This window comes from Salinilacihabitans rarus (assembly GCF_024296665.1).
GTDB lineage: Archaea > Halobacteriota > Halobacteria > Halobacteriales > Natrialbaceae > Salinilacihabitans > Salinilacihabitans rarus.
The window spans coordinates 3441825-3462172 of the sequence record NZ_CP100762.1; the positions used below are offsets into that span (position 1 = coordinate 3441825).

25 protein-coding genes are annotated in these 20348 nt (G+C 69.4%); 15 read left to right on the forward strand and 10 right to left on the reverse strand.

Annotated features, from left to right (window positions below):
* Positions 1-28: 28 nt before the first annotated feature.
* From NKG98_RS18010 to NKG98_RS18020, 3 genes are all read right to left on the reverse strand, one after another.
* Positions 29-3373 carry a PAS domain-containing protein gene (locus NKG98_RS18010; RefSeq protein WP_254767508.1) on the reverse strand — a complete coding sequence of 1115 codons (3345 nt, stop codon included), beginning with the start codon at positions 3371-3373 and terminating at the stop codon, positions 29-31.
* Positions 3374-3457: 84 nt separating this feature from the next.
* On the reverse strand, positions 3458-4435 hold the full coding sequence (gene mvaD, locus NKG98_RS18015) for a phosphomevalonate decarboxylase MvaD (RefSeq protein ID WP_254767509.1): 978 nt from the start codon (positions 4433-4435) through the stop codon (positions 3458-3460).
* Between the two features lie 65 nt (positions 4436-4500).
* Positions 4501-4830, reverse strand: a complete 330-nt coding sequence (locus tag NKG98_RS18020) for a hypothetical protein (RefSeq protein WP_254767510.1) — start codon at positions 4828-4830, stop codon at positions 4501-4503.
* A gap of 172 nt (positions 4831-5002) precedes the next feature.
* Between NKG98_RS18020 and nth the strand changes: the two genes are divergently transcribed.
* A complete protein-coding gene (nth, locus tag NKG98_RS18025) occupies positions 5003-5686 on the forward strand; it encodes an endonuclease III (RefSeq protein WP_254767511.1) in 684 nt (227 codons plus the stop codon).
* 58 nt (positions 5687-5744) lie between these two features.
* On the forward strand, positions 5745-5972 hold the full coding sequence (locus tag NKG98_RS18030) for a hypothetical protein (RefSeq protein WP_254767512.1): 228 nt from the start codon (positions 5745-5747) through the stop codon (positions 5970-5972).
* On the opposite strand, the gene NKG98_RS18035 is transcribed toward NKG98_RS18030, so the two are convergent.
* Positions 5969-6451 carry a DUF7321 family protein gene (locus tag NKG98_RS18035; protein ID WP_254767513.1) on the reverse strand — a complete coding sequence of 161 codons (483 nt, stop codon included), beginning with the start codon at positions 6449-6451 and terminating at the stop codon, positions 5969-5971. The two genes, NKG98_RS18030 and NKG98_RS18035, sit on opposite strands and share 4 nt — an antisense overlap.
* Before the next feature lie 151 nt (positions 6452-6602).
* Here NKG98_RS18035 and NKG98_RS18040 point away from each other — a divergent pair, with 151 nt between their 5' ends.
* The 8 genes from NKG98_RS18040 to NKG98_RS18075 all read left to right on the forward strand — a co-directional run bounded on the left by NKG98_RS18040 (position 6603) and on the right by NKG98_RS18075 (position 11733).
* A complete protein-coding gene (locus NKG98_RS18040) occupies positions 6603-7418 on the forward strand; it encodes a DUF7319 domain-containing protein (protein ID WP_254767514.1) in 816 nt (271 codons plus the stop codon).
* Between the two features lie 121 nt (positions 7419-7539).
* Positions 7540-8205, forward strand: coding sequence for a plastocyanin/azurin family copper-binding protein (locus tag NKG98_RS18045; protein WP_304612847.1), 666 nt, complete (start codon positions 7540-7542; stop codon positions 8203-8205).
* Between the two features lies 1 nt (position 8206).
* Complete coding sequence (locus NKG98_RS18050; protein ID WP_254767516.1) at positions 8207-8617, forward strand: DUF7318 family protein; 411 nt, start codon at positions 8207-8209, stop codon at positions 8615-8617.
* Complete coding sequence (locus NKG98_RS18055) at positions 8617-9471, forward strand: Rieske 2Fe-2S domain-containing protein (protein WP_254767517.1); 855 nt, start codon at positions 8617-8619, stop codon at positions 9469-9471. Before NKG98_RS18050 ends, NKG98_RS18055 begins: the two co-directional genes overlap by 1 nt.
* Position 9472: 1 nt before the next feature.
* Entirely contained in the window at positions 9473-10267 is a 795-nt protein-coding gene (locus NKG98_RS18060; protein ID WP_254767518.1) for a cytochrome b, read from the forward strand.
* Positions 10268-10272: 5 nt separating this feature from the next.
* Positions 10273-11079 carry a cytochrome b family protein gene (locus NKG98_RS18065; protein ID WP_254767519.1) on the forward strand — a complete coding sequence of 269 codons (807 nt, stop codon included), beginning with the start codon at positions 10273-10275 and terminating at the stop codon, positions 11077-11079.
* A gap of 2 nt (positions 11080-11081) precedes the next feature.
* Positions 11082-11480, forward strand: coding sequence for a DUF7315 family membrane protein (locus NKG98_RS18070; protein WP_254767520.1), 399 nt, complete (start codon positions 11082-11084; stop codon positions 11478-11480).
* The gene (locus NKG98_RS18075) at positions 11473-11733 is read left to right on the forward strand and encodes a DUF7314 family protein (RefSeq protein ID WP_254767521.1); all 261 of its coding nucleotides are present in this window, start codon (positions 11473-11475) and stop codon (positions 11731-11733) included. Before NKG98_RS18070 ends, NKG98_RS18075 begins: the two co-directional genes overlap by 8 nt.
* Here NKG98_RS18075 and NKG98_RS18080 read toward each other — a convergent pair.
* Genes NKG98_RS18080 through NKG98_RS18090 form a run of 3 tightly spaced genes read right to left on the reverse strand, consistent with a single transcriptional unit; the run spans position 11730 to position 14398 of the window.
* Positions 11730-12185 carry a DUF7313 family protein gene (locus NKG98_RS18080; RefSeq protein WP_254767522.1) on the reverse strand — a complete coding sequence of 152 codons (456 nt, stop codon included), beginning with the start codon at positions 12183-12185 and terminating at the stop codon, positions 11730-11732. The genes NKG98_RS18075 and NKG98_RS18080 overlap by 4 nt on opposite strands.
* A gap of 60 nt (positions 12186-12245) precedes the next feature.
* On the reverse strand, positions 12246-13037 hold the full coding sequence (locus tag NKG98_RS18085) for an NAD(+)/NADH kinase (RefSeq protein WP_254767523.1): 792 nt from the start codon (positions 13035-13037) through the stop codon (positions 12246-12248).
* Positions 13038-13087: 50 nt separating this feature from the next.
* On the reverse strand, positions 13088-14398 hold the full coding sequence (locus NKG98_RS18090; protein ID WP_254767524.1) for a M28 family peptidase: 1311 nt from the start codon (positions 14396-14398) through the stop codon (positions 13088-13090).
* A gap of 206 nt (positions 14399-14604) precedes the next feature.
* Here NKG98_RS18090 and pdhA point away from each other — a divergent pair, with 206 nt between their 5' ends.
* On the forward strand, positions 14605-15672 hold the full coding sequence (pdhA, locus tag NKG98_RS18095) for a pyruvate dehydrogenase (acetyl-transferring) E1 component subunit alpha (RefSeq protein ID WP_254767525.1): 1068 nt from the start codon (positions 14605-14607) through the stop codon (positions 15670-15672).
* Between the two features lie 81 nt (positions 15673-15753).
* On the opposite strand, the gene NKG98_RS18100 is transcribed toward pdhA, so the two are convergent.
* On the reverse strand, positions 15754-16008 hold the full coding sequence (locus NKG98_RS18100; RefSeq protein ID WP_254767526.1) for an MTH865 family protein: 255 nt from the start codon (positions 16006-16008) through the stop codon (positions 15754-15756).
* 112 nt (positions 16009-16120) lie between these two features.
* Here NKG98_RS18100 and NKG98_RS18105 point away from each other — a divergent pair, with 112 nt between their 5' ends.
* The 4 genes from NKG98_RS18105 to NKG98_RS18120 all read left to right on the forward strand — a co-directional run bounded on the left by NKG98_RS18105 (position 16121) and on the right by NKG98_RS18120 (position 18324).
* Positions 16121-17185, forward strand: coding sequence for a polyprenyl synthetase family protein (locus tag NKG98_RS18105; RefSeq protein ID WP_254767527.1), 1065 nt, complete (start codon positions 16121-16123; stop codon positions 17183-17185).
* 61 nt (positions 17186-17246) lie between these two features.
* The gene (locus NKG98_RS18110; protein WP_254767528.1) at positions 17247-17612 is read left to right on the forward strand and encodes a DUF7541 family protein; all 366 of its coding nucleotides are present in this window, start codon (positions 17247-17249) and stop codon (positions 17610-17612) included.
* A gap of 42 nt (positions 17613-17654) precedes the next feature.
* A complete protein-coding gene (locus NKG98_RS18115) occupies positions 17655-17906 on the forward strand; it encodes a DUF6684 family protein (RefSeq protein ID WP_254767529.1) in 252 nt (83 codons plus the stop codon).
* Positions 17907-18054: 148 nt separating this feature from the next.
* Entirely contained in the window at positions 18055-18324 is a 270-nt protein-coding gene (locus NKG98_RS18120) for a DUF7520 family protein (protein ID WP_254767530.1), read from the forward strand.
* A gap of 15 nt (positions 18325-18339) precedes the next feature.
* Here NKG98_RS18120 and NKG98_RS18125 read toward each other — a convergent pair whose 3' ends face one another.
* Positions 18340-18546, reverse strand: coding sequence for a DUF8149 family protein (locus NKG98_RS18125; protein ID WP_254767531.1), 207 nt, complete (start codon positions 18544-18546; stop codon positions 18340-18342).
* A gap of 70 nt (positions 18547-18616) precedes the next feature.
* Positions 18617-20317 carry a methylmalonyl-CoA mutase family protein gene (locus NKG98_RS18130; protein ID WP_254767532.1) on the reverse strand — a complete coding sequence of 567 codons (1701 nt, stop codon included), beginning with the start codon at positions 20315-20317 and terminating at the stop codon, positions 18617-18619.
* Positions 20318-20348: the final 31 nt, after the last annotated feature.

A 20348-nucleotide genomic window follows, 5' to 3' on the forward strand; every position in this document is an offset into this window, starting at 1 on the left:
GACTAAAGGTGTGCCCGGGGCCGGACGCTCACCGATCGGCCGCCGGCAGCGTGACGGTGAACACCGACCCCTCGCCGGGGTCGGAGTCGACGCGGATCTCGCCGCCGTGGCGCTCGACGATCCGCCGACAGAGCGCCAGCCCGATCCCGGTGCCCGGGTGCTCGTCGCGGCCGTGGAGACGCTGGAAGACCTCGAAGATGCGCTCTTGCTCGTCGGGGGCGATACCGACCCCCTCGTCGCGCACCGCGATCCGCCAGCGCCCTCCGGCGCGCTCGGCGTCGATCTCGACTCGCGGCGGTTCGTCGCCGCTGTACGCGATGGCGTTGCTCAGCAGGTTCTGGAACACCTCGCGAAGCTGGCTGGCGTCGCCGTCGACGCGCGGGAGGTCGCCGACCGCGATTTCGGCCCCGCTCTCCTCGATCCGGATCCGGAGGTCCTCGCGGACGTCCTCGACGACGTCGGTCAGGTCGACCGCTTCGAACGGATCGCCCCGCGTCTCGACCCGGGAGTACGCGAGCAGGCCGTCGATCATCTCGCGCATGCGGTCGGCGCCGTCGACGGCGTACCCGAGAAACTCCCGGCCGTCGGCGTCCAGTTCGTCCCCGTACCGTCGGTCGATAAGCTGGAGGTAGCTCGACACCATCCGCAGGGGCTCTTGCAGGTCGTGGGAGGCGCTGTAGGCGAACTGTTCGAGGCGCTCGTTCGACTCCTCGAGTTTCCGCTGGTACTCCTTGCGCTCGGTGATGTCGGTGAGGGCGCCGGGGAACGTCACGGGTTCGCCGTCCGCGTCGCACTCGACGTGGCCGCGGGCGACCACCCAGCGGAGGTCGCCGTCGGCGTCGCGGACGCGGTACTCCGACTCGTACTCGCCACAGGCCTCGACGGCCGCTTCGATCTCCCGCTCGACGCGCTCGCGGTCGGCCTCGTGGATGGCGGAGACGAACCGGTCGAGCGAGACGCCCTCGCGGGCGGCTGCGGGGTCGACGCCGAACGTCCGGGCGAACGAACCGCCCGCGGCGAACCGATCCTCGGGGATCCGGTACTCCCACGTGCCGACCGCGCCGGCCTCCGTCGCCGCCTCCAGTTGCGCCTTGGCCTCCTCGAGGTAGCGTTCGTACTCCTTGCGCTCGGTGACGTCCTGTGACATCGCCATCCCGGCGAACACCGCCCCGCTCTCGTCGGTCACGGGGACCGTCCAGAACCGGAGGCTCAGACCGGCGTACTCGACCTCGAAGGTGTGTGACTCCCCGGCCAACGCGGCCCGGTAGTGCGGTTCGAGGAGTTCGATCTCCTCGTCGTTGCTGCGCTCGTAGAGCGTCTTCCCCATCGTCTCCTCCGGGGTCATGTCGAACGTCTCGTACAGTTCCCCGCCCGCGACCAGATACCGGAGCTCCTCGTCGAACAGCGTGACGATGCCGTTCGGGAAGTTGTCGACGAGCGTCCGGTACCGTTGTCTGGACTCCTCGAGTTGGCGCATGCGCTCCTTCCGTTCGGTGACGTCCTGTGACATCGCCGTGACGGCGAAGACCTCGCCGGCGGCGTCGCGCACCGGGAGGAAGTGGAACTGGTAGGTCCTGCCCTCCATCACGTCCTCGAACTCCGTGGCCTCGCCGTCGAGGGCCGCCTCGTAGGCGGGGACGACGACGTCCGCGACATGCGACGGGAGCGCGTCGCGAACGAGTTCGCCTTCGAGGTCCTCCCGGTTCAGGTTCGCGTCGGCCTCGACCGTGCCGCCGAAGGTGACGTAACGGAGGTCCTCGTCGACGAGGGCGACGGCGCCGCTGGGGTAGTGTTCGACGAACGTCTCGCTCCAGCGCCGGTACTCTTCGAGTTGGCGCTCGTACTCGACCCGGTCGGTGACGTCCTGGGACATTCCCAGCCCTGCCACTACGGTGCCGTCCTCGTCGTACACGGGGACGACCCGGAAGTGGCGAACCTCCCCGCCGAACTCCACCTCGAATTCGCTGCGTTCGCCGTCGAAGACCGCCCGGTACCGCGGCTCGATTTCGTCGGCCATCGCGTCCGGGAGCATCTCGCGGACCGTCCTGCCTTCGAACTCGTCGACCGAACTCGCGAGTCCGTCGAAGATCTCGCCGCCAAGGAACCGGTACCTGAGGTCCTCGTCGAACATGCCCACGGCCCCGTTCGGGAAGTTGTCGACGAGCGTCTGGTAGCGTCGCTCGCTCTCGGCGAGGGCGCGCTCGCGTTCTTTCCGGCCGGTGATGTCACGGAAGTAGACCGAAAGCCCCGTCTCGGAGGGGTAGGCCCGGACGTCGAACCACTTCCCGAGGGAGGGAAGCCGCTCCTCGTAGGACGTCGGCTCCTGGGTTTCGAGGGCGCGGTGGAACGCCTCGTAGCCGCGGGTGCCCCGCGCGTCCGGGAAGACGTCCCAGACGACCTCGCCGAGTAGCTCTTCGGCCGGCCGACCGAGCAGGTCCTCGGCGCGCTCGTTGACGTGGGTGAACCGCCACTCCTCGTCGACCGCGTAGACGGCGTCGGAGACGCGCTCGAAGACCTCCGCGAGTTCGGTCGAGAGCCTGTCGCTCCGGCGTTCGAGTTCGCGCGTGCGCTCTTTGAGGGCGGTGACGTCCTCGCCGGTGGTGACGACGCGGTCGACCGCGCCGTCCTCGTCGAACAGCGGGACGGCGCTGACCGAGAGCCAGCGCGATTCGCCCCCGGGGCGTTCGACTTCGAGGAGCCGGTCGGAGACCGCCTCGCCGGTCTCCAGGGCCGTCGCGAAGGGGTGTTCGTCGATCGATAGTTCCCGGCCCGCCTCGTCGTAGGTCGGCCGGACGCTCGAGAACGCCGTGCGTTCGCGCGCGGAGACGTCGAGCAGTTCCCTGGCGCGCTCGTTTACCCGCGTAACCTCGCCGTCGGCCTCGAGGACCACGACGCCGACGGGACTGGTCTCGAGGACGCGCTCGAGCAGGTCGCGCTCGCGCCGGAGTTCCCGCTCGGCGCGCTCGCGCTCGCTGACGTCCCGTGCGACGCCGATGGTGCCGCGGAAGTCGCCGTCCTCGACGAGCGGGCGCAGGCGGAGTTCGAGGGGGAGCGTCCGGCCGTCGGCGGTGTGCGCCGCGAGTTCGAGCGTGTCGTTCGGGCCCTCCCCGCTCGCGAACTGCCGGCGGACGGCGCGGTCGATCCGGGCGGCGTCCGCCGGGAAGACGAGCGAGACGTGCTCGCCGAGCAGGTCCTCCCTGTCGTGGCCCGTCATCTCGACGAACGCGTCGTCGACGGCCTCGAACCGGCCGGCGGCGTCGAGCTGGTAGATACCGTCGTCGACCGCGTTCACGAGCGTTTCGTACCGTCGGAGCGCCGCGTCGTCGCTCGCCGAGTCCCAGAACGTTTCGGTGGCCCCCGCCCGGTCGGTCATCGCCTACTAGTGACGGCGCGAGCGGATAAACTCGGTGCCGAGTCGGAACGCCGACGGACGCGTCGAGCGGGTCCGGTCGCGACGTTAGAACAGGTGGTCGTCCTGTAGCTGCGCCGGGCCGCCGACGCCCCACGTGGTCGTCGAGACGCCGGTGTCGGCGATCTGTTCCTCGACGTACTCGGCGTGGTCCTCGGTGGTGTTGACGTAGACGCTGGCCCCGGTGTCGGTCGAGAAGTAAGCGGGGACGTCTTCCTCCTCGCGGAGTTCCCGCACGCGGTTGAAGACGGCGAGGGTGGCCGGCTGCCAGTAGACCCACCCCTTCGGCCCGGTCATCGTCGTCGCCGCGAGCGAGAGCGAGTCGTGCTCGGCCAGTTCGAACGCGCGGTCGAAGTCGTCCTCGCGGAGCGCGTCGCGCATCTCGGCGATCTGGCCGTGGACGTGGGCCATCCGCGCGTCGAACATGTGGCTGTCGACGGCCTCGTCGTGGGCGTCCTCGGTCTCCTTGTGGTAGGGGACGAGCGCGACGACGACCTTCAGCTCCTCGTGGAGGTTCGTGGGGATCCGCCGGGAGCGGCAGTCCTCGTCGTTGAGGCCGGTGTACAGCTGAGAGAACGCGCCGGTCACCGCCCGGGCGGCCGAGGCGGAGCCGACGCGGGCGATCGTCGAGATCTCCTGGAGCGAGGCGTCGAGTTCGGCGGCCTCCGCGAGCGCGCGGGCGGCCGCGGCGAAGCCGGACGAGGACGAGCCGAGTCCGACGTTCGAGGGGAAACTGTTCTCGCTCTCGATGCGGACGGGGTAGACGGTGTGGGCGGCGTCGGACATCGACCGGGCCTTCTCGACGACGGCTTCGAGGCGGTCGAACGCGCGCCCGTCGAGTTCCTCGCCGTCGACGACGTAGGTGTCCTCCTCGTAGTCCATCGAGAACTCGACGGTGGTGCGGGTGTGACTCGGTGCCGTGCAGACGCTGATGCTGTCGTGGTACGGCAGTCGCTCGACGTCGTCGCGCATCCCGTGGTACTTGACCAGCCCCTGGATCGGGTGGGCCGTGGCCGTCGCCTTCATACCCTGACACGGGCAGGACGCCCGCTTAAAGGTCACGGCATCCGACCGGTGCGGACGTGCCGGGGCTACTGGAGCGCCCGCTGGAGCGACTCGCGCCACTCCGCGGCCGCCTCGGCGTCCTCTTCGAGGTCGAGGACGCGACCTTCGAGCGAGTCGAGGCGCGCGTCCACGTCCGTTTCGAGGTCGTCGAGTCGATCCTCGATCGAGTCGAGGCGGGCCTCGACGTCGGCGCTGGCGTTCGAGCCGGCGGCGTTGTCGACGTCGAGCGCGCGCCGGAGCGCAGTCTTTCTCGCGCCGCCCTGGTCGTCTTTGAGTTCGGTGAGCAGGCCGTCGATGAGGTCGTCCCGCCGTCCCGCTCCATCCGATGGCGTCAGTGCGTCGTTGCGTGTCGTCATGGTCTCGATGGGGGGTTCGGCCGGTCGAGCCGCCCCGGCCTTTCCCGTATCATACACCTCTTCGATAATAATTGTATCTCTCGAACGGACGCATCAAATTGTCGTGACGTCCGCTCGACGGCCGCCGCCGGGAACCGAACGCCTGAAATGGTCGCTCTCGCAAGGCGAGTGCATGGGAACCCCCCGCGAGAGCCGCGCGGAGCAGGCCGCCGAGGTCGTCGACCGCCTCGAACGCGAGTACCCCGACTCGACCATCTCGCTGCGGTACTCGAACCGGCTCGAACTGCTGATCGCGGTGATCCTCTCGGCGCAGTGTACGGACGAACGGGTCAACGCGGAAACTGAGCACCTCTTCGAGACGTACGACGGACCCGAAGACTACGCGAACGCGCCCCAGGAGGAACTCGCCGAGGACCTGAACTCGATCACCTACTACAACAGCAAGGCCGAGTATATCCGCGAGTCCTGCCGGATGATCGTCGAGGAACACGACGGCGAGGTCCCCGACACCATGGACGAGTTGACCGACCTCCCGGGGGTCGGCCGCAAGACCGCGAACGTGGTGCTCCAGCACGGCCACGACGTCGTCGAGGGGATCGTCGTCGACACGCACGTCCGTCGGCTCTCCCGCCGACTCGGGCTGACCGAGGAGGAGTACCCCGAGCGAATCGAGGCGGACCTCGTGGAGGTCGTCCCCGAGGACTACTGGCAGCAGTTCACCCACCTCTGTATCGACCACGGCCGGGCGGTCTGCACGGCGCGCAACCCCGACTGTTCCGACTGCGTCCTCGCGGACGTCTGTCCCTCCGAGAAGGGCGACGGCGAGGTCGACCTCGCCTCCGGCGAGCCCTGGTGAGCGGACGCCGACCCTCGCAAGCCCAACCCCTTTTCGCGCGACGGCGGTACCCCCGCCCATGCCCGAGGACGACGAACACGGCCGCGACGTCGAACTGGCCCGGGAGAACTCCGAGGCAGACGACGAGGACGAGGAACTCACCGAGGAGCAACGGGAGGCCCGGCGCCGTCAGGAGGAGGAACAGCGCCGACAGGACGTCGAACACCGGTCCGACGAGCGCGAGAACGACGCGCTCGACAACGCGAACCCGGACCACCACCGCGACGAGGAGCCGTACAACGGCTAGCCGACCCGGTACCGGAGGACGTAGCGGACGACCCCCAGCAGGTAGGCGACGATCCAGAAGACGACGTAGCCGAAGACGCCGAGCCGGAGCCGGCGGCGCCACGCGCTCGCGTGCTCGTGGAGGTCGTCGAGCGGCACGTCCGGGTCGGGGTCGGCGTAGCGGTCGTGGGCGCGTTTCACCTGCAGGATGCGGACGATACCCGTGAGTCCCACGAGCAGCATCGCGTACGCCTGCAGGCCGAAGAAGGCGTGGACCGCGAGCAGGCCGCCGATCTGGTCGGCCGCCCGCGGGAGCATCCAGACGACGACCGGGCCGGTGGTAAGCGCCAGCCCGGTGAAGACGACCGCGAGGTGGCGGCGCAACACGGCCCACGTGACCACCTCGGCGTCGAGCACGATCCACGCGCCGTACACGTAGAACGGGAAGCTGACGGTCACGAGGGCGAGTACGGCCGTCGCGAGCGCCAGTTCCGAGGGCATACGCGAGGGTCGGTCGGGCGGGGAATAAGCGGACCGGTGGTTCGTACCGCCTGCGAGACGGCCGCTCGTGTGGAACCGATCACCGGAACCGACGGTCACGGCGTGTGACACACCGTCACGCTAACGGCCGTCGCCGCCGTACCCGGACGGGATGAGCGACGCCCCCGGCGACCGGCCGGACGACTCCCCTGCGGACGCCGACGCCGCGGTGGATCGGGACCTCGAGGAACTCCGCCGGCGCGTCGAGGAGAAGTACGACTTCGAGGAGTTCGGCCCGGCGCAGATGGCCGAGATGACCGGCGAGGAGTGGGAGGCGGCCTTCGACCCCGACGTCTGGATCACCGGCGACGAACTCCTCAAGCGCGTCGAGCGAGAACTCAAAGCCCGCATCGCCGACCGGGACGTGTTCGCGACCCTCGAATACGCCGCCGTCGACGGCGAGCGGCGTCTGGTCGCGTACTCGGACGCCGACTACGCCGTCGTCTACCCCGACGGGAGCGTCGAGGGCCGCGGGACCGTGGTCCGCGACGTCGAGTCGACGGTCGCGCTCTGTTCGATGACCGACTACGAGGTCGACGACCCGCCCGAGCGCTGGGCGCTACCGGGACCGGGCGAGGTCTCGACGTCGGGGAGCGAACTCGGTAACTGGATGTTACAGCTACTCGCCGCCGCCCAGATCCTGCTCGGACTCGTCGCGCTCGCGGCCTGGCTGACCGGCGGCGTCCGCTCGCAACTCGTACTCGGGGTCACCGGCCTCGCGCTGGTCGTCGTCGGCGTCTTCCTGTTCGCGCTGGTCGCGAACGCCCGTCTGGCCGGCCGGTTCCGCGCCGAACAGTACCGCCGGCGCCTGCGATCGATCGGCCGCGGGGCCGACGAGCGCCCGTCGTTCCTGCCGTTCGACGACGAGGCGTTCGAGCGCGCCGACCGCGAGGCGACCGGCGACGACCGGCGACGCTTCGAGTCGTGATCGACGACCGTCACCGCGAGACGAAATCCCGACAGAGAAGCTCGTAAACAGCTATTAATGGCGGAACGAGCCGCTTATCGGCGCGGGATTTAAGGAACGCGCTCCCGTGGTTCGCCCACCCATGGAGCGACGGGCGTTCGTCGTGGCGGCTGGCGGTCTGACGGCGAGCGCCGCGGCCGCCGCGGTCGCGGGTCCCGTCGCGGGACAGGACGAGGGAGGCGGCGACGGCGAGAACGGCGGCGGACAGGACGGCGACGGCGGAGCGGGCAACGAGAGTCAGGACGGCGGAGACGAGACCGCCGGCGGCCAGCAAGGCGGCGACGGCGGTGGCGGCGCCACCGAGGAGGTGATCGTCGGCCCCGGCGGCGAGAACGTCTTCGAACCCGAGACGCTGACGATCGAACCCGGGACCACCGTCGTCTTCAGGTGGGACTCGGACAACCACAACGTCCACCCGACGTCGGTGCCCGACGGCGCCGAGTGGGAGGGCCACCTCGACATCGAGAACGAGGGGTTCGAGTACGAGCACACCTTCGAGACCGAAGGTACCTACGAGTACCAGTGTGACCCCCACGTCAGCGTCGGCATGGTCGGCACCGTCGAGGTCGGCACCCAGGAGGCGGCGGCCGCCGGCGGCGAGGTCGACATCCACGACGTCGGCGTGCCGATCCAGAAGCACTTCGTCGGTCTGGCGACGTTCCTCGCCATCTTCGTCTCGCTGGTCTTCACGTTCTACCTGCTGAAGTACGGCGAATCGGCCCACACGAGCAGCCCCGGGAGGAAGTAACATGTCATCGTCAGGAAGCACCTACGGCGACGTCCACCGGTACGAACCGCCGCGGGAGAGCACGGCCGCAGCGATCGCGATCGTCCTGCTGACGCTCGTCCAGATCGTCTTCGTCGCGCTGTTCGTCTACGGGCTGGCGTCGAACTGGGCGCTGTCCAGCGTCGACGGCGGTACGGGCAACATGTTCCTCGGGTTCCTGCTCGCGGCGATCTTCCTCAACCTCGGGTTCATCCTGTTGCTGTACCGCAAGGAGTTCCTCCCGGACGTGATGATCGTCAAGAAGCGTCGGCGCAAGTGGGAGGACATCTACGTCCGCGAGGAGGACGTCGAGGGCCGACGTCTCGCCGACGAGGCCGGCGCCGGCGCGTTGGACGTCCTCAAGCGCGCGATCTACCCCTACTACAAGCGATAATGGCAGACGACAAGTACCCGACCGACTCGGATCGACGCCGGTTCGTCAAGGGCGTCGTCGGCGGCGCAGCCCTCTCGGGGGTGCTCACCGTCGGCGCGGCGGCCGTGAGCTCCGCGACCGACCCGACGGAGGCCGGCGGCGGGATCATGGAGTACCGCAGCGCCGTCAGGGACCTCGGCCCCGCGCCCCGGGGGCTCCCGCAGATCCCGATCGAGATCGACGACGACGGCTACCTCCAGGGGCTCTGGCCCGAACCGGAGACGGTGACCGCGGGCGGTCAGGAGGTCGTGGTCTCCGAGACCGAGATCGCGGGCACGGAGTACACGACCGAGTGGTACCAGTACTGTGGCGTCCAGACCTTCGAGGGGATCGCCCCCGACGCCGACGGTCAGGACGCGTACTTCCGGTACCCCGAGGCGCTGCCGACCAGCGAGTACCCGTGGATGGAGGAGGTCGAGGGTCGCGAGCAGATCAACGTCGAGCAGTTCGCCGACTACGAGCAGTGGGGCAACGAGGTCGGCGACACCGGGGTCGGCAAGCCCGCCGTGGCGACCTGGCGCTCGCAGGACGTCCCGCCGGAGGAGACGGTGCCGGTCATCATCATCCGGAGCACGCAGGTCGAGGAGGCCGCCCAGGAGGACGAGTGGCTCGCCGAGACCTGTCCACAGGGTTTCATCGCCTACCTCAACAAGTGTACGCACTTCTGTTGCGTGCCGGGCTACAAGCGCCTCGACGAGGCCGCGGAGTACAACGCCGAGAACAAGATCTACTGCAACTGCCACCAGTCGGTCTACGACCCGTTCAACAACGAACCGGACACGTTCGTCTCCTTACCGCGACCGGAGGGCGAGTGAGATGAGCCTGAAACCGCGAGACGAGTACGACCACCGGGGCTGGATCGAGGAGAAGGACCTCACGCCGGTCGAGCGGACGTACCTCGCGACGCTGATCTGGCTCGACCGTCGGCTCCGGCTGGTCGACTACCTCGAACTGCTGGAGGACGCCTACTACAAGGTCAACCTCCAGATGCCCAAGAGCCACACCGAGCAGTACAACCTCGACAACAAGTTCTGGTACTGGTACCCCCTGTACGCGCTCGGGTTCTTCTCGATACTCGCCTACGTCGTGGCGTCGGTGACCGGCGCGCTGCTGGGCTTTTACTACGCGCCGTCGACGGCCGGCGAGACGCCGGTGGCCTACGAGACGCTGACCGCGATCATGATGGACCTCAACTTCGGGTTCATGCTCCGGAGCATCCACCGCTGGTCGGCGCAGGTGATGACCGCGGCGGTGTTCCTGCACATGCTGCGGGTCTACTTCGTCGGCGGCTACAAGGAGCCCCGCGAACTCAACTGGCTGATCGGCGTCGCCCTGCTCGGGCTGACGGTGCTGTTTGGCTACACCGGCTACCTGCTGCCGTGGAACCAGCTTGCGTTCTGGGCCGGCCAGATCGGCGTCGAGATGGCGCTGTCGGTCCCGATCGTCGGCGAGTGGTCCGCCCAGCTACTGTTCGGCGGCTTCAGCCTCGGACAGCCCACCCTCCAGCGGATGTACATCCTGCACGTGTTCGTCCTGCCGTTCGTGGTGACGGCGCTGATCGCCATCCATGTCGGCCTCGTCTGGATGCAGGGCATCGCGGAACCGCACTGATCGACATGACCGACACGAACCACGACCCCCGATCCGACGGCGGCACCGACACCGACTCCGAGAGCGACGGCGCACAGGCCGACGGCCGCGGCCCGGGCATCGTCCCCCCGGACGACGAGGTGCCGACGTGGCGCGAGCGCAAGGAGCGTACGACGGCGCTCTCGCGGCTCACCTACGAGTACTTCGAGCGCGCCCGCCGCGAGGACCAGAACCTGCGCAACGAGTCGACGTACATCGAGCGGGACGTGCTCGCCTTCCCGGCGTGGCCCCACGAGACGATCCGCAACCTCGCCATCGCGAGTTTCTTCACCGGGATGCTCGTCTTTCTGGCGGCGACGCTGCCGCCGCACCTCGGCGACCCGGCGAACCCGGCGGAGACGCCGGAGGTCATCCTGCCGGACTGGTACCTCTACTGGTCGTTCGGGCTGTTGCACCTCAACCCGATCAACCCCGAACTGTCGATCCTGGGCGGCGAGAAGTTGCTCTCCGACGAGTTCTACGGCATCCTCGCGCACGTCGTCGTCCTCGGGACGATCGCGCTCGTCCCCTTCCTCAACAAGGGGAACGCGCGACGGCCGGTCGAACAGCCGTTCTGGGGGGCCGTCGGCGTCTTCGGCGTCGTCTTCGCGTTCACGATCAGCCTGCTCCCGCTACAGGACACGATGCCGTTCCCCGTCGCGGTCGCGTTCGACCTGACGTTCATCGTCCCGGTCGTGGCCGGGGCCATCGCCTACGCCGTCCTGAAGACCATGCGAGAGGGGTACATGTACGAACTCAACCGCCGGTACTACCGGCTCAGACCGCCACGATAGCCATGTCGAGATCGACACGCTTCACGTCCACGGACGCGAACGCCGACGCCTCGGCGCCCGACCGCCCGAACGCGAACGCGAACGCGAACGCGGACGACGCGACCGACGGCCCGCGGTCCGGAGCGGCCGGCCGCCGCGAGGTCGTCGTCCCCCTGCGGCTGTACAAGACCGTCACCGTCTTCTCGACGCTCGTCGCCGTCGGGGCCGTCCTGAGCGGGTTCGTCGTCCTCGACCGCGCGACCGAGAGCGCCGGCGCCGCACCCTCGGACGTGAACGTCGCGCTGGCGCTGCTCGGCGTCGCCGCCATCGCCCTCGGCGCGGCGACTTACGCCTTCTCGACGCGGTTCAGGACCGACGGGATGGCACCCGAGGGCGCGGACGGAGGTGATCGCGGTGGCTGACGAGTTCGTCAAGGGCTTTGCCATCCTCACCGGCGGCCTGCTGATCTGGCTGATGTTCGCAAGCTGGTTCAACACGCCGGACTTCTACGGCGAGCAACTCATCGGCCCCGACCCGGAGAACCCCGACACGTACACGCAACTCGCGCTCGTGGTGCGGGACGTCGCGCTCTACTTCGCGATTCTGGGGGCGCTGACGTTCTGGGTGATCATCCCCGCCGGCCGCCGCGCCCGCGGCTACTACGCGGACCGCTAGACGACGGTCTCCCAGAGCGGCCGGACGAGGAAGAACAGCGACTGGTAGGCGATATAGAGGAAAGCGAGCATCGAGAGGGTAATCGCCCCCTTCGGGCGCTCGAAGGGCTTGTCGGTGCGTGCCTCGACGAGACGGGCCTCGAACTCGAAGAAGTCCGCGACGAACACCCCCAGCGCCAGCGTCGTGAAGACGACGCCGCCGTGGAGGTGGACCGTGATGTAGTAAAAGCCCCCGAGGACGATCAGGAACGTCGTCGCTTCGAGCGGGAGGCTCCGGCTGACGGCGTCGGCGCCCTCCTCGCGGGCCGTGGCGACGTAGCCGCGGTAGGCGACCGCCCGGACGAGGAGGTTGGCGACCACGAGAACCAGCAGAATCACCTCGATGAGCACCACGTCCCCCACGAGTTCGGTGCCGAGGACGTCGACCGGGCCGAACAGCGCTGGCTCGACCATGTCCGTCCCACGCCCGCGCGCTCATTAGTGCTTTCCCCGGCGGCCGGCGGTAGGATCGGCTTACTCGCGGTCGAGCAACGCGAGCGTCGACAGCGATCCGGACGCGGCGATCGAGACCCGCGTCTTCGGCGCGAGGGTCTCCAGTACGCGGCCGTCGGCCGCGAGCGCGACGTCGCCCTCGTCGCGTTCGACCGACAGCGCGAGGTCGTCGTCGGGGAGGACCCACCGGCGCGTCCGGGTGACGAACGGCGCGACGGGGACGACGGCGACGGCCTCGACCGTCGGGGCGACCTGCGGCGCGTTGGCGGCGCCCGCGTAGCCGTGGGTGCCGGCCGGCGTCGCCACGACGACGCCGTCGGCGCGAAACTGCGCGACGCGCTCGCCGCGGCTGTAGACGGCGTACTCGGAGATGCGCGCGGGCTCGTCGGTGAAAAGCGAGACGTCGAACAGTGCGCGCCCACCGGCGTCGCGACCGTCGCTCGCCTCGACCCCGAGCACCGGCCGCCGGCGTTCGACCGCCTCGCCCGCGAGGGCGGCGTCGACCGCCGTGGCCGCGCGCTCGGGGGGTACCGATCCGAGGCCCGCCCCCGCGTCGACCGGGAGGACGGGCGCGTCGGGATCCGCGTCCGCGAGCGCAGAGAGTGCCGACTCGCCGACGGCGACGATCGCCGTCGGGTCGGCCGCGAGCACCTCGGGGACGCCGCCGACGACGCTCTCGCCGCCGCGGTCGGCGACTACCGACTCGACGTTCGCGAGGCCCGCCTCGCCGTGGGCGGGTTCGTCGGCCGACCGTGCGGGATCGACGACGCCGACCAGCGGCGCGTCGCCCGCCGTCCACGCGGCGCGCTCCATGTCGCGTCCTTCCGCCGGGGTGACCAAAAACGTGCGGATGTCCCTCCGCCTCACCCGTCGTAGGGCCAGTCGCCGGTGATCTTCATCCCCTCGGCGAGGTCCTCGTCCTCGAGGGCCGCGGCGATCTCCTCGGGGTCGCGGTGCTCGGGACGCACCTCGTCGCCTGCGAGCAGGACCGCGAGGTCGGTCAGCAGGATCGCCTGCTCGCGGAGGTCGCGTTTCTCGAGTTTGTCGAGCGTGTCGGCGGCGGTGTGGCCCCAGCCACGGCCGACCTCGTCGGAGGTGCTCGTCGCGTGGTAGCCGGGGACGCCCCACTGGACGAACGGCCAGTGGTCGCTGTGAGGTCCCATCCGGGGGATCGTCTCGATCGGGTGGCCGTGGCGCTCGGCGACGTCGTTCGCGGCCTCTTCGAGGGCGTCGAAGCCGTGGGTCGTCAGCGAGAGCGTCCGCCCGCGGACGACGCCGTCGCTGTTGAGGATCGCTTCAATCGTATCGTGGTCGGTCGTCTCGGCGTGGTAGCCGGAGCCGACGAGGCCGACCTCCTCGGCGCCGTAGGCGACGAACTCGACGCGGGTGTCGAGTTCGTCCTCCCGGGTCGCGAGCGCGTTCGCGATCTCGACGACCATCGCGGTGCCGGCGCCGTTGTCCAGCGCCCCCTCGGCGATGTCGTGGGCGTCGACGTGGCTCGTCACGAGCACGCGCTCGTCGGTGTCGGGGCCGAGTTCCGCGTGGACGTTCTGACTCTCCGCCCCGTGAATCTCGGCGTCGACGGAGACCTCGACCGCCTCGCCCTCGAACCGCCGGACGAGGCGCGCGCCGACCTCCGCGGAGACGCCGACAGCGGGGATCTCGCCGATGGGGTCCTCGTCGGTGCCGACGCTACCCGTCGGCGGGAGACAGCCCTCGACGTGGTTGCGGTAGACGAACGCGGCCGCGCCGCCCTCGACGGCGTGGTAGTACTTCTCCCGGCGGTGGACGTAGCGGTCGTAGTACGACGGGATGTCGCTGCGGACGACGACGACCTTCCCCTCGACGTCGGTCTCCGCGAACGTCTCCGGCAGCCCGTAGCCGAGGTCGACCAACTCGCCTTCGACGGCCCCCGCGGGGCTTCGCGGCAGCGCGATGCAGTCGAGGTCGAGGCCGTCGGCGACGACGGCGCTGTCGCCGCGTGCCCACCCCTGTATCGGGAACGTCTCGAGGCGTGCGTCCCGCGCGCCGACCTCGTGCAGGGCGTCGCGGGTCAGTTCCGCGGCCTCGCGTTCGCCCTCGTTTCCTGCCATCCGATCGCCGACGTCGACGAGTCGTTCGAGGTGGTCCCATCCGACGTCGCTGGTGAAGGTCTCGCCGATCCACGTAACCATACGCCGGCATGGGACCGGGGGCGCCCTAACTGTTCGGGAACCGGTCGTCTCGACGGATCGTCACTTCGCCGCCCGTCCTCGCGTTCCGTGCCGACGATTCTACTATCGGATACTTAAATGCGGCAACGATCGGACGGCGAAACTCCCTCATGCCTATTCTTTATTATCGATAACGACGTTTGACCGATGGACCCTCGGTGACACAGATGTCGAGCCCGGCAGACGATATCGTGCGGGTGGTACCGTCCGACGGCGATCCGGACGCGCGGTCGACCGACGTTCCGGAGGCGGACCTGCTCCGGTGTTACGAGACGCAGGTCCTCGCGCGGACGTTCGACGAGAAGGCGATCAGCCTCCACCGGCAGGGCCGGATCGGCACGTACGCGCCGATGCGGGGCCAGGAGGGCGCACAGGTGGGCGCGGCGCTCGCGCTGTGCGAGACCGACTACCTCTTTCCCACCTACCGCGACCACGCGATGTACCTCGCGCGGGGGCTTCCACCGGCCGCTGTCGTCCGCCACCTGCTGGGGCGGGGCAACTACGTCGACCGGTGGGAGGCGGACGTCGCGGAGCGTACGTTCCCGATCACGATTCCGATCGCGACCCAGCTCCCCCACGCCGTCGGCGTCGGGATGGCCGCCGACTACGCCGGCGACGACTGCGTGGCCCTCGCCAGCCTCGGCGACGGCGCCACCTCGGAGGGCGACTTCCACGAGGCGTTGAACGTCGCGGGCGTCTTCGAGGCGCCCGCGGTGTTCTTCTGTCAGAACAACGGCTGGGCCATCTCGGTGCCCCGGGAGCGCCAGACCGCGAGCGCGACCATCGCCGGGAAGGCCGAGGCCTACGGCATCGAGGGCGTCCGCGTCGACGGCAACGACCCCGTCGCGGTCTACGACGTCGTCCGCGAGGCGATCGAACGCGCCCGCGACGGCGGCGGGCCGACGTTGATCGAGGCCGTCACCTACCGGAAGGGGCCACACACGACGACCGACGACCCCTCCCGGTACCGCGACGAGGACGAACCCGAGGAGTGGCCGGACCCGATCGAACGGACGCGGACGTACCTCGAACGGACCGTCGGCTGGACGGACGCGGACGACGAGGCGCTGCGCGAGCGGGCCCGGACCGCCGTCGAGGAGGCCGTCGAGGCGGCGGAGGCCGAGGCCGATCCCGACCCGGCGACGCTGTTCGACCACGTCCACTCGGACGGCCACCCGCGCTACGAACGCCAGCGCGAGCGCCTGCCCGAGGCGCCGCGGTCGCTCGACGGGTGAACGAACCCCGAGTCCGGCCGGCCCCGCCGGCCGCGGCGCCCGGGGGTGGGAAAAACGAGGTGGGTAACCGCGAGCGCGTACTTACAGTTCGCCTTCCTCTTTCAGGCCCTCGATGACGTCGTCGGCGAGGTCCTCGGCGTTGTCGTAGGGGAACTCCTGATAGCTCGAAAGCTTCGTGCCGAGTTCCATCGCGGTGAGGCTGAGGTCGCCGGACTCGAACGTCGTCGACGGGCCGTTCGGCAGCGCCGGCACGAGTTCCATCTGGTTCGACACGGGGAAGTCGGCGCCACCGAAGGCGTCGACGAACTGCTCTCTGAGTTCGGCTTCGTCTGCCATACCTCCCTCTGGTGGTGCCGCCCGGTTAAACGTTCTGGAACAACGATAAATTCGTTGTGGGTTTCGACAGTCGAACTGAAAGCTTTTGCTTCCGCTCTGTGACCGAACGAGTATGCGGGAGACGCTTGCCGAGTGGCGGCCGGTGATAGACGAGGCCATCGCCGACCTCCTCCCACGTGACGTCGACGCCGAGTACCTCGAGTCGTTCTTCGGCGAGCCCACCTACGAGTACGATCCCGACGGCATCCAGCGCGCGCTCTCGGACCCGATCTGGGACCTCCTCGACCGCGGCGGGAAGCGCTGGCGCGCGGTGCTCTTTCTGGTCTTCGTCGAGGCGTTCGGCGAGGACCCCGCCGACTACCTCCCGTACGCCTGCATCCCGGAGATCCTCCACAACGGGACGATCATCGTCGACGACGTCGAGGACGAGGCGACGATGCGACGGGGCGAACCGGCGTTACACCACCTCTACGGTCGGGACGTCGCGCTCAACGCCGGCAACGCGATGTACTTCCTGCCGCTGAAGGTGCTCACCCACGACCCCGCCGACCTCCCGGCGGAGCGACGGCTGGCCGCCTACGAGATGCTGATGGACGAACTGAACCGCACCCACCTCGGACAGGGGATGGACATCTGCTGGCACAACGAGCGCGACGTCCGCGTCTCCCGCGAACAGTACCTCGAGATGTGCGCGTGCAAGACCGGCTGTCTCGCCCGGATCGTCGCCCGCCTCGCGGCGATCATCACCGACCAGCCCCCCGAGGTCGAGGACGCAGTCGCCCGCTACGCCGAGCACACCGCCGTCGCCTTCCAGATCGGCGACGACATCCTCGACGTCGAGAACTCCCTCGGGCGGGCCGGCGAGTTCGGCAAGGAGTTCGGCAACGACGTCCGCGAGGGCAAGAAGACCCTGCTGGTCATCCACGCCATCGAGGAGGCCGATCCCGCCGCCGCCCACCGCCTCCAGGAGATCCTCGCCGCCGACGAGAACACGGACGAGGAGATCCTCGAGGCGCTGTCGATCATCGAGGGGGCCGGCAGCATCGAGTACGCCCGCGAGCGCGCGCTCGACCTCGCCGCCGAGGCACGCGCCGAGGTCGAGGACCTCGACCTCGAACCCGGCCCGACCGAGGAACTGCTGGAGTTCACCGAGTTCGTCGTCGAGCGCGACATCTGAGCCGGCGCGACGCGCGTCGCGCCGCCGGGAACTATTGTCCCGCGCGTCGAACCACACGGGTATGAGCGATCGCTCCGCACGGGCCGCGAGCCCGTGGCCGCTCCTCGTCGCGCTCGGCCTCGTCCTCTCGGAGGTCGGCATCGTCGTCGACCTCTTCCCGGTCGCCGTCGGGGGACTCGTGCTGTTCGCCTGGAGCGTCGCGGGCATCCTCGCCGAGTCGGGCCACGTCGCCAGCCCGCGGGCGCTCGTGGCGGGCTTCGGCGGCCTGTTCGTCCTCGCCGGGGCCGCGATGGTGGGCGTCGACGCCGGCGCGGTCCCCGCGGGGCCGGCCGAGGGGCTGGTCGGCCTGTCGAGTCGCGGCCTCGCGGTGGCCGTCGCCGGCGCCGTCGCGGTCGTCGTCGGCGTCGGCGGCCGGCTGCGCGACTGAGCCCACCCGAACCGACTTACGCCCGGCGGCCGTACGATCGGTATGAGTCGGAGCGCGTTCGACGCGGAGGTCAGGCTCGACCTCGCGGTCAACTTCATCCCGTTCGCGATCCTCTGTTTCTTCGTCGCGCTGTTCGCCGCGTTCAACCCGTGGGGGTTCGACCTCCTGCGCTCGGGGCTGCAGTTCGCCATCGTGGTCGTGACGGCCACCCTCCTCATGCTGATCACGTACGTCGGGGCCCGTGCCATCGAGGGCGACGCGCGCCGGGACGAACCGGAGACCGACTGGCGGTGAGGTCAGTTCGTCACGAGGACGACGCCCGTCAGCGCCATCGCGAGCGCGACCCCGACGAGCAACAGGAGGAACAGTTCCTTCTCGGACATGGTCGCGGGTTCGACGGCGAGGCGCAAAAGGCTACTCGCGCCGCGCCGTGGGGTCGGCCGTGAGCGACGCCCCGCCGACCGCGACGGGCCGGCGCGCCGTCCTCGCGCTCGCGTGCGGGCTGGTGACCGCGGGGGCCGCCTTCGGCGGCGTCCTCGGCCGGTTCGTCCCCGCCCAGACCGGCGTCGAGGAGGTCACGGTGCTCGCGGTCACGGTCGCGATTTCGCCGGCGACGCTCGCCCTCTACGGCGCCGCGGCCGTCGGCGCGCTCGTCGGACTCGGCCTCCTCGCCGTCGAGGTCGCCTCGCGGTTCGACGACGGGGCCGCGTAACCGCCGGTCTCGCGCTCACCCGTCGAGCAGCCCCAGTTCCCGGCCGACCAGATCGGCGAGGTGGTCCGCGACTTCGGGGTCGACCTCGGCGATCTGCTCCCCGTCGTGGAGCCGGTCGTTGTGGCGCTCGATCGCGTCGGCCACCGTCGACAGCGGCACGCGCGAGGTGGTCTCGCAGTCGGTACACCTGATCGTGACTCGCGGCTCGTCGTCCCCGTCCATCGTTCCGAGAATCTTCCTACGACGGTAATAAGGTCGCGGGTCGTCGCCGCGACCTGCGAACCGCGGCCGATCAGGCCAGCCCGATCTGCTCGCTGAACGCGCCGTGGTGGTCCTCGAAGACGCCCATGATCTCGCCCATCGTCGCGTACGTCTTGACGGCGTCGACGATGTACGGCATCGTGTTCTCGCCCGCCTCGATCGCCTCCGAGAGCGCTTCGAGGGACGCCTCGACGGCCGCGTCGTCGCGCTCGGCTTTGACCTCCTCCAGCCGGGCGAGCTGTGTCTCCTGGGCGGTCTCGTCGACCTGGAGGATGTCGGGGCTGGTGTCCTCCTCGATGGTGTACTCGTTGACGCCGACGACGACCTCCTCGCCGGCCTCGACGCGCTCCTGGTACTCGTAGGAGGCCTCCTGGATCTCCCGGAGGAAGTAGCCGTCGTCGATCCCCTGCAGGATGCCGTCGCGGACCGACCCCTCGCCCATCTCGCGGATCTCCTCGATGTAGCGCATCGCCCGCTGTTCGATCTCGTCGGTGAGCGCCTCGACGGCGAACGAGCCGCCGAGCGGGTCGACGATGTCGGCGACGCCCGACTCCTCGGCGATGATCTGCTGGGTCCGCAAGGCGACGCGCACCGCCTTCTCGCCTGGCAGGGCGAGCGCCTCGTCGAAGCTGTTGGTGTGCAGGCTCTGGGTGCCGCCGAGGACGCCCGCGAGCGCCTGGATCGTCACCCGGACGACGTTGTTCAGCGGCTGCTGGGCGGTCAGCGACTGGCCCGCCGTCTGGGTGTGGAACTTGAGTCGTTTCGATTCGGGCGTTTCGGCGTCGTACCAGTCGTCCATCACCCGCGCGTAGATGCGCCGGGCGGCGCGGAACTTCGCGACCTCCTCGAAGAAGGAGTTGTGGCAGTTGAAGAAGAAAGACAGTCGGGGCGCGAAGTCGTCGACGTCCAGCCCGCGCTCTATCCCGTCTTCGACGTAGCCGAAGCCGTCCGCGAGGGTGAAGGCGAGTTCCTGGACGGCGGTCGAACCGGCCTCGCGGATGTGGTAGCCCGACACCGAGATGGGGTGGAACTTCGGCGTCTCGGCGGCGCTGAACTCGACGACGTCGGTGACGAGGTCCAGCGAGGGCTCCGGCGGGATGACCCACTCCTTCTGGGCGATGAACTCCTTGAACATGTCGTTCTGGAGGGTGCCGCGGATCTGCTCGCGCGGGACGCCCTGCTGGTCGGCCAGCGCGACGTACATCGCGTAGATGACCGGCGCGGAGGGGTTGATCGTAAAGGAGGTCGAGACCTCCCCGAGGTCGATCCCGTCGAAGAGGATCTCCACGTCACGGAGGGTGTCGACCGCGACGCCCTCCTTGCCCACTTCGCCGTCTGCCATCGAGTCGTCGGAGTCGATGCCCATCAGCGTCGGCATGTCGAACGCCGTCGACAGCCCCGTCTGGCCCTGCTCGATCAGGTAGTGAAAGCGGTCGTTGGTCTCCTCGGCGGTGCCGAAGCCGGCGAACTGGCGCATCGTCCACGTCCGCCCGCGGTACATCGTCGGGTACGGGCCGCGCGTGTACGGCGGCCGGCCGGGGAAGCCGAGGTCTTCGAGGTAGTCGAGGTCCGCGACGTCGTCGGGGGTGTAGAGCCGGTCGACCCCGAGGTTCGAGACGGTGGCGAACCGGTCCTGGCGTTCGCCGAAGCGCTCGAGGGTGGGATCGAGCGTCTCGGCTTCCCACTCCGATTCGGCCTCGCGGATCGCCGCGAGATCCTCATCGTCGTACATGATCGTAATTTTTGCCGGACGGTCGGTTAAG

Excerpts from the sequence above, each read along its gene's own strand:
- NKG98_RS18110 (WP_254767528.1), top strand. The coding sequence starts at position 17,247 with ATGAGCGATCGCTCCGCACGGGCCGCGAGCCCGTGGCCGCTCCTCGTC.
- NKG98_RS18035 (WP_254767513.1), bottom strand. The coding sequence starts at position 6,451 with ATGCCCTCGGAACTGGCGCTCGCGACGGCCGTACTCGCCCTCGTGACC.
- NKG98_RS18090 (WP_254767524.1), bottom strand. The coding sequence starts at position 14,398 with ATGGTTACGTGGATCGGCGAGACCTTCACCAGCGACGTCGGATGGGAC.
- NKG98_RS18125 (WP_254767531.1), bottom strand. The coding sequence starts at position 18,546 with ATGGACGGGGACGACGAGCCGCGAGTCACGATCAGGTGTACCGACTGC.
- NKG98_RS18030 (WP_254767512.1), top strand. The coding sequence starts at position 5,745 with ATGCCCGAGGACGACGAACACGGCCGCGACGTCGAACTGGCCCGGGAG.
- NKG98_RS18045 (WP_304612847.1), top strand. The coding sequence starts at position 7,540 with ATGGAGCGACGGGCGTTCGTCGTGGCGGCTGGCGGTCTGACGGCGAGC.
- NKG98_RS18080 (WP_254767522.1), bottom strand. The coding sequence starts at position 12,185 with ATGGTCGAGCCAGCGCTGTTCGGCCCGGTCGACGTCCTCGGCACCGAA.
- NKG98_RS18055 (WP_254767517.1), top strand. The coding sequence starts at position 8,617 with ATGGCAGACGACAAGTACCCGACCGACTCGGATCGACGCCGGTTCGTC.
- NKG98_RS18105 (WP_254767527.1), top strand. The coding sequence starts at position 16,121 with ATGCGGGAGACGCTTGCCGAGTGGCGGCCGGTGATAGACGAGGCCATC.
- nth (WP_254767511.1), top strand. The coding sequence starts at position 5,003 with ATGGGAACCCCCCGCGAGAGCCGCGCGGAGCAGGCCGCCGAGGTCGTC.
- NKG98_RS18115 (WP_254767529.1), top strand. The coding sequence starts at position 17,655 with ATGAGTCGGAGCGCGTTCGACGCGGAGGTCAGGCTCGACCTCGCGGTC.
- NKG98_RS18020 (WP_254767510.1), bottom strand. The coding sequence starts at position 4,830 with ATGACGACACGCAACGACGCACTGACGCCATCGGATGGAGCGGGACGG.
- NKG98_RS18070 (WP_254767520.1), top strand. The coding sequence starts at position 11,082 with ATGTCGAGATCGACACGCTTCACGTCCACGGACGCGAACGCCGACGCC.
- NKG98_RS18060 (WP_254767518.1), top strand. The coding sequence starts at position 9,473 with ATGAGCCTGAAACCGCGAGACGAGTACGACCACCGGGGCTGGATCGAG.
- NKG98_RS18100 (WP_254767526.1), bottom strand. The coding sequence starts at position 16,008 with ATGGCAGACGAAGCCGAACTCAGAGAGCAGTTCGTCGACGCCTTCGGT.
- NKG98_RS18010 (WP_254767508.1), bottom strand. The coding sequence starts at position 3,373 with ATGACCGACCGGGCGGGGGCCACCGAAACGTTCTGGGACTCGGCGAGC.
- NKG98_RS18130 (WP_254767532.1), bottom strand. The coding sequence starts at position 20,317 with ATGTACGACGATGAGGATCTCGCGGCGATCCGCGAGGCCGAATCGGAG.
- NKG98_RS18065 (WP_254767519.1), top strand. The coding sequence starts at position 10,273 with ATGACCGACACGAACCACGACCCCCGATCCGACGGCGGCACCGACACC.
- NKG98_RS18085 (WP_254767523.1), bottom strand. The coding sequence starts at position 13,037 with ATGGAGCGCGCCGCGTGGACGGCGGGCGACGCGCCGCTGGTCGGCGTC.
- pdhA (WP_254767525.1), top strand. The coding sequence starts at position 14,605 with ATGTCGAGCCCGGCAGACGATATCGTGCGGGTGGTACCGTCCGACGGC.
- NKG98_RS18050 (WP_254767516.1), top strand. The coding sequence starts at position 8,207 with ATGTCATCGTCAGGAAGCACCTACGGCGACGTCCACCGGTACGAACCG.
- NKG98_RS18040 (WP_254767514.1), top strand. The coding sequence starts at position 6,603 with ATGAGCGACGCCCCCGGCGACCGGCCGGACGACTCCCCTGCGGACGCC.
- mvaD (WP_254767509.1), bottom strand. The coding sequence starts at position 4,435 with ATGAAGGCGACGGCCACGGCCCACCCGATCCAGGGGCTGGTCAAGTAC.